Consider the following 6,029-nt stretch of genomic DNA (forward strand, 5'->3'; position numbering starts at 1 on the left):
TCAATAGACGGGCGCGAGTTGCCCGTCGCCCTCGCGGCCCTCGCGGATCGTCCGCGCGGCGGCCAGCATCGAATCGGGCAGGGCGGATTCCATCCGCGGCACCGAGCCGGCCACCGCCCGCTCGATCGCCCCCTTGGAGAAGAAGCCGCCGTTGACCTGCGTCCGGTGCAGCACGACGCGCCGGAAATCGGCCATCAGGCCCATGTCGGGCGCGGTCGGGTTCGTCCAGAAGCTGTCGAGGTCGCCCTGATGGGTCAGGCCGGCCATGTTGTAGATCGCGGTCCCGACCGCGTGGGTCGGGCGGCCCATCTCCAGGGACAGCATGCCCACCGTCGAGTTCACGATGACGACGCCGCGGGCGCCCTTGATCAGGGAGGGCAGATCGCCGCCGTCGATGAAGTCGAGCCGGTCGCTGACGCCGTGGCGCCGGGCCGAGGCGCGGGCGAACTTGCGCCAGTTGATCAGCCCGCTGTCCAACGGATGCAGCTTCACCAGGAGCCGGGTCGGCGCCGAGGACGCGTCCGCGAAGGACTTGATCACCCGGTCCATGAAGCCTTCGACGCCCAGGAACGGTGAGTGCACCCGGATCTGGTAGTCGCTGTCGAGCTGGAGCGGCAGCAGGAAGTAGTCGCAGCCGACCGCGCGGTAGATCTCGTCGCAGCGCGCCGCCTCGCGTCGGGTATGGGAGCGGCGGCTGAACTTCTTGATCCAGCCCGCGTATTCGGCCGCGATATGGGTCGGCCGGTGGCTGCGGAAGTGCGGGAAGAGATAGGGAAACGCGATGTTGGCGACGTTGTAGCTCACGTCCCAGACGCTGCGGCGGGCCATGTCGCCGGTGGACGGCATCGCCCGGCCGGGCTGGGGCAGGCGCCGCGCCAGGGCGCGGACCTCGTCCGCCGTGCGCGGCAGCGACGAGAAGCCGTTCACCCCGCCGAGCTCGCAGGTGATCCAGTTGGGCCGGATATAGCCTTCCTCGAAGACGTGGACGCGCAGGCCCCGGACCTCCGCGATCATCCGGGCCGCCCGGTGGAACGGCCGGCAATCGCCGAACAGGACGATGTCGGTGACGGCTTCGCGGTCGAGATACGATTCGAGATAGGTGCCCCAGGCCTCGCGGCGACCGCGGTAATTGTCGGCCTTCCCGTTCCAGAACAGCCAGTCACCCGGGCAGAGGTTGATGCGCCGCACCTCGTGGCCCCGCGCGCGCAGGGCCTTGCCGAGGTCGGAGAAGAACGGAGAGGCGATGCCCTGCAGGAACAGAAAGGTTGCAGGACGGTCGCGGAGGGCGTCGGGGGCGGTCTTTTGCATTCCGCGGCGCTTCTATCCTTGACCCTCGGCCGGACGGAGCCGGACCGGAAAGAATGACCAGAGGTGGCACGCAGCATCGCGGCCCGGCAATCCGAGGCCGCGTCGCAGGGTGGCGTTTCCGCTCCGGCGTGGCCCGTCTGCAACGGTCGCAGTTTCGCGGCCACCGCCTGGATTGAGGGGGCAATCACGGCGACGATATGTCCAAATCCTTTCCACGCCGTGACGCTTTGATGGATCTGCCACGCTTGTCCCCATTCGGCCGGCCATCCCATGCCGGGTAAAATGCGCTACTAGGCGGCCCGAACGATCGAGACGACCGGAGCTGGACGCCCCATCATGTCCCTTGAACCGACCCCGGCGCTCTACGCGACCGGCCGGACGATCCGCCGCCTGCGGGCGGAGATCGAGGCTGCGACGGGTCTCGCCTTCGCCCCGGTACGGCCGAGCGCGGTCGGCGCCGTCTGGGGGGCGAAGAGCCTGCCGGACCGGATGCTCGCGCTCGGGGGCCGCCGCCGGCTCGTCGTCGCGCCGGGCCCGCTGCTGAGCCCGTACGACCGGCCCGAGACCGGGTTCGCGTCCCTGCGGCTCAGCCTCGACGGCAGGCCGTTCGGCGGGGAGGGCGGCATCCACTACTTCGATCCCTGGACCCGCCAGCCGATCGGCCGCGAGGCCTGCAGCGAGCACGTCGCCTGGCTCGCGGCACGGTTTGCCGAGAACGACCGGCGCGTCGTCTATGTCGGCATGTCGCGCTGGAAGCGGCCCGCCCTCGACGTGCTCGGCACCGGACCGGCCGGGCGCCCGGTCCACACCATGACGGCGGAGGCCGCGGTCGAGGCGGGCAAGCGTCATCAAGGCCGGATCCTCGCCTGGGCGACCCGTGCGCCGGGCAAGCTCGAAGAGGCCTGCAGGCAGGCCGGTCTGCCGCTCGCCCGGGTGGAGGACGGTTTTCTGCGCTCGGTGGGCCTCGGGGCGAGCCTGCAGCCCGGCGCCTCCATCGTGGTCGACGACCTGGGCATCTACTACGACCCGCGCCGGGAGAGCCGCCTGCAGCGCCTGCTGGCCGAGGCGGATTTCCCGCCCGAGCTGGTGAATCGGGCCAAGCGCCTGCGCGAGGAGGTCGTTGCGCGCCGCCTGAGCAAATACAATGTCGGCCTCGACGCCGCCGCCCTCGACTGGCCGGCCGGTCGGCGGATCGTGCTGGTGCCGGGACAGGTCGAGGACGACGCCTCGGTGCAGCACGGCTCGCCGCTGGTCCGCTCGAACCGCGCGCTGCTGGAGACCGCCCGCCGGCGCAACCCCGACGCCTTCCTGCTCTACAAGCCCCATCCCGATGTCGAGGCGGGGTTCCGGCCCGGCATCATCCCGGAGGCCGAGGCCCTCACCCTGGCCGACCGGATCGTGGCGGGGATCAGCATCGTCGACCTGCTCGACCGGGTGCATCACGTCGAGACCATGACGTCGCTCGCGGGCTTCGAGGCGCTGATCCGCGGGCTCAGCGTGGCGGCCCATGGCCGGCCATTCTACTCCGGCTGGGGCCTGTCGGAGGATCTGGCACCGGGGGCCGACCGCGGCCGCACGCTGACCCTGGACGAGTTGGTGGCCGGCGCGATGATCCTCTATTCGCGCTACCTCGATCCCGTGGCGATGAAGCCGTGCAGCCCCGAGCAGCTCCTCGACCGGCTCAGTGCCGCCCGGGAGGCCGCCCCGCGCAACGCGCTCTCGATCGGCCGCACCGCCCATCTCGTCATGCGGATGCGCTACGGCCTGTTCAATCCGATCGTGCGGGCGCTGCGCAACCGCCGCGGCGTCGGCCGTGAGGCCGGGCCGCGCTAGGGCGGGGGCGCAATCGTGGCATCCAGCTTCTCGGGATATCTGCACACGAGCAGGGGGATAGAGGCCGTTCCGGTCGCCGTCGGCGGTGACGTGACGGGCCCGACATCCGCGCTCCGAAAAGTCCTCCGAAGCCCCTGTTTCCGCATCGTTTTCCGGGCCGGTCCGCATCCCCTGGCGACCCCTGGCACGCGCGCATCTCGCCGAGTTCCTTTATCGTGACGACGTTCCTCATCGCTGCCAGCCTTACGCTCGCCATCTGCCTCGCCCTCGAGGTCTTCGTCGGCGATTCGCTCACCCGGGCGAGCCTGGCCCCGCGCGACCTCGCCCTGCGGTTGCTGGGCTATCTGCTGATCCTGCTGTTCTGGTTCGCCTTCTCGTGGCGGCCCTGGCTGGCGGCCCTGACCTGCGTCGTCTCGGTGGCGGCGCTGATCTATGTCAGCCGCGCCAAGCGCTCGGTGATCGGCGAGCCGCTGCTGTTCAGCGATTTCGTCCTGCTGCCGCAGGTGCCGCGCCATCCGCAGCTCTATTACATCCCGCCGGTCTGGGATCCGCGCATCTCGATCCCCGTGATCCTGACCCTGATCGCGACAGTGATCTGGTACCGAACCGAGCCGAGCGTCCTGCCGGACGCGCCGGTCCCGCGCGTCGCGGCGATGCTCGGCTTGCCCCTGGCGCTCTGGCTGCTGTTCCGCGCCGCCTCCCGGCCGCCGCTGGCGAAGCTGATCGCGCGCTGGTTCCCAGAGCCGGACCTCGAGGCGGATGTCGCGCGGGTCGGCCTGCCGGCGAGCCTGCTCGGCTATACGGCCCGGGCGCTGGCCGGCAGCGCTCCGGTGCCAGCGGTGCCAACGCTGCCCTCCGGCCCGGGCGACGACGTGGTCGTGGTGATCCAGCTCGAGTCGTTCATCGATCCCGAGCGCCTCGGTGGCCCGGCACTGCCGGCGATGGAACTGTTCCGCACCCGGGCCATCCAATACGGCCGGCTGCGGGTTCCGGCGCACGGCGCCTACACGATGCGCAGCGAGCACGCCGTGCTCACCGGCCGGCCCTCCGACAGCCTCGGCTTCGGCCGGTACGATCCCTACACGTCCCGCAGCGGCGACGAGCCGACCAGCCTGGCCCGGCTGGCGGGCAGCCGGGGCTACGGGACCCTGTTCCTGCACCCGTTCCACAGGGATTTCTTCCGCCGGGCGAAGGTGATGCAGGCCTTCGGCTTCGCCGATCTGGTGATGGGCGAGACGTTCACGGCCGCGCCGAGGGTCGGCCCCTATGTCGGCGACGTGGCCCTGGGCGAGCGCCTGCTCGACGAAGTCAGGGCGCGGCGCACGCCGCTGTTCCTGTTCTGCGTCACGATGGAGAATCACGGGCCGTGGAAGCCCGGGCGGCTGCCCGGGATCGACGCCCCGGAGGCGCAGTACCTCCACCACGTCGTCAATACCGGGCGCATGGTCGAGAACCTCGTGGCCGGGCTCGACGCGTTGGCCCGCGAACGCGGCCAGACCATCACCCTCTGCGTGTTCGGAGATCACGCACCGTCGTTGCCGACCTGCAAGCCGGGCTTCGGCGATCAAGCGACAGATTACGCGGTGTTCCGGTTCGGCATTCCCCCGGTCACGCCGCGCCGCCTGGACATCACCGCCGACGCCCTGGGGCGCGATCTGCGCTCAGCCCTGGCCCGTACACTTGCAGACATTCCGGTACGGACGCGATAAGGTTAAGCTTGACCGCACCGAGCTTGGCCGTGCCACGCTGGTGTCGCATTGCGAACGGATAGCAACCCTGTCCGAGACGCGGGTTCCGCGAGGGGCCCGCAGGTTTGACGCGGCCGTTAAAGCCATCGCAGCGTTTGGCGGTCACCATGGATGTCCCGGTCCGAGCCAGCGATGGTGTGGAGGCCGGCGAGGAGAAGTCTCTGTGATGCTGCGTAAGACGGCGCTCACTGCGCTGACAGCCGCCCTTGCGGCAGGGTCCATCGGCGGCTGCACGTATCTGCCCGCGGCGGGACCGACGGCGAGCGCGATCGAGGCGGGCGCGGAAGTCGCGACCGCCGACGGCGGCGTGCTCGCGCGCTACGAGATCATCGACGTCACCCCGGCCGTGGTCGAGGCCCTGCGCGGACGCCCGCTCGACAGCCTGCTCGCCTCCTTCGGCGATCACCGCCCCTCCACCGAGCCGGTGATCGGCATCGGCGACATGGTCTCGGTCTCGGTCTGGGAAGCCGGATCCGGCGGCCTGTTCTCCGGGCCGCTCGTCGCCGACCGCTTCTCCGCCGGATCCAAATCCGCCCTCATCCCCGAGCAGCCGGTCGGCCGCGACGGCGCGATCTCGGTGCCCTATGCCGGGCGCATCAAGGTCGCCGGACGCCGGCCCCAGGACGTCCAGGGCCTGATCGAGAACGAGCTCGCCGGCAAGGCGATCCAGCCGCAGGTGCTGGTCTCGGTCACCCGGCCGATCTCCCAGGCGGTCACCGTCACCGGCGAGGGCGCGGCCGGCGCCCGCCTGCCGCTCTCGGGCCACGGCGACCGCATCCTCGACGTCATCGCGGCCGCCGGCGGCAACCGCTCGCCGGTATCCGAGACCTTCGTGCGCCTGTCGCGCGGTCCGGTCACCGCCACGGTGCCGCTGACCACGGTGGTGTCGAACCCCAAGGAGAACATCTACCTGCGGCCCAACGACGTGCTCACCCTGGTGCGCGACCCGCAGACCTTCCTGGCGGTGGGCGCGCTCGGCCAGGCGACCGAGCTGCCGTTCCAGGCCGACGGCATCACGCTGGCCCAGGCCCTGGCCAAGGCCCGCGGCCTGTCGGACTTCGCCGCCGACCCGGCCGGGACCTTCATCTTCCGGTTCGAGCCCGCCAGCGTGGTGCGCCGCCTGAACCCGAACACCAAGCT

At 70.8% G+C, this 6,029-nt stretch carries 4 protein-coding genes; 3 read left to right on the forward strand and 1 reads right to left on the reverse strand.

The genetic code is table 11. From position 1 onward, the window contains the following. The gene (locus BMZ47_RS22205; RefSeq protein ID WP_091864236.1) at positions 1–1,308 is read right to left on the reverse strand and encodes a capsule polysaccharide biogenesis protein; all 1,308 of its coding nucleotides are present in this window, start codon (positions 1,306–1,308) and stop codon (positions 1–3) included. Positions 1,309–1,644: 336 nt separating this feature from the next. Here BMZ47_RS22205 and BMZ47_RS22210 point away from each other — a divergent pair, with 336 nt between their 5' ends. The 3 genes from BMZ47_RS22210 to BMZ47_RS22220 form a co-directional block, all read left to right on the forward strand. Beyond that, positions 1,645–3,141: a capsular polysaccharide export protein, LipB/KpsS family gene (locus tag BMZ47_RS22210; protein WP_091864237.1), complete on the forward strand. Its 1,497-nt coding sequence runs from the start codon at positions 1,645–1,647 to the stop codon at positions 3,139–3,141. Positions 3,142–3,356: 215 nt separating this feature from the next. After that, the gene (locus BMZ47_RS22215; RefSeq protein ID WP_091864238.1) at positions 3,357–4,850 is read left to right on the forward strand and encodes an LTA synthase family protein; all 1,494 of its coding nucleotides are present in this window, start codon (positions 3,357–3,359) and stop codon (positions 4,848–4,850) included. A 205-nt stretch (positions 4,851–5,055) separates the two neighbouring features. Continuing rightward, a partial coding sequence (locus tag BMZ47_RS22220) for a polysaccharide biosynthesis/export family protein (RefSeq protein ID WP_091864239.1) occupies positions 5,056–6,029 on the forward strand: 974 nt, incomplete at its 3' end.

It is taken from the genome of Methylobacterium brachiatum, assembly GCF_900113845.1.
In the GTDB taxonomy this organism is placed as follows: domain Bacteria; phylum Pseudomonadota; class Alphaproteobacteria; order Rhizobiales; family Beijerinckiaceae; genus Methylobacterium; species Methylobacterium brachiatum.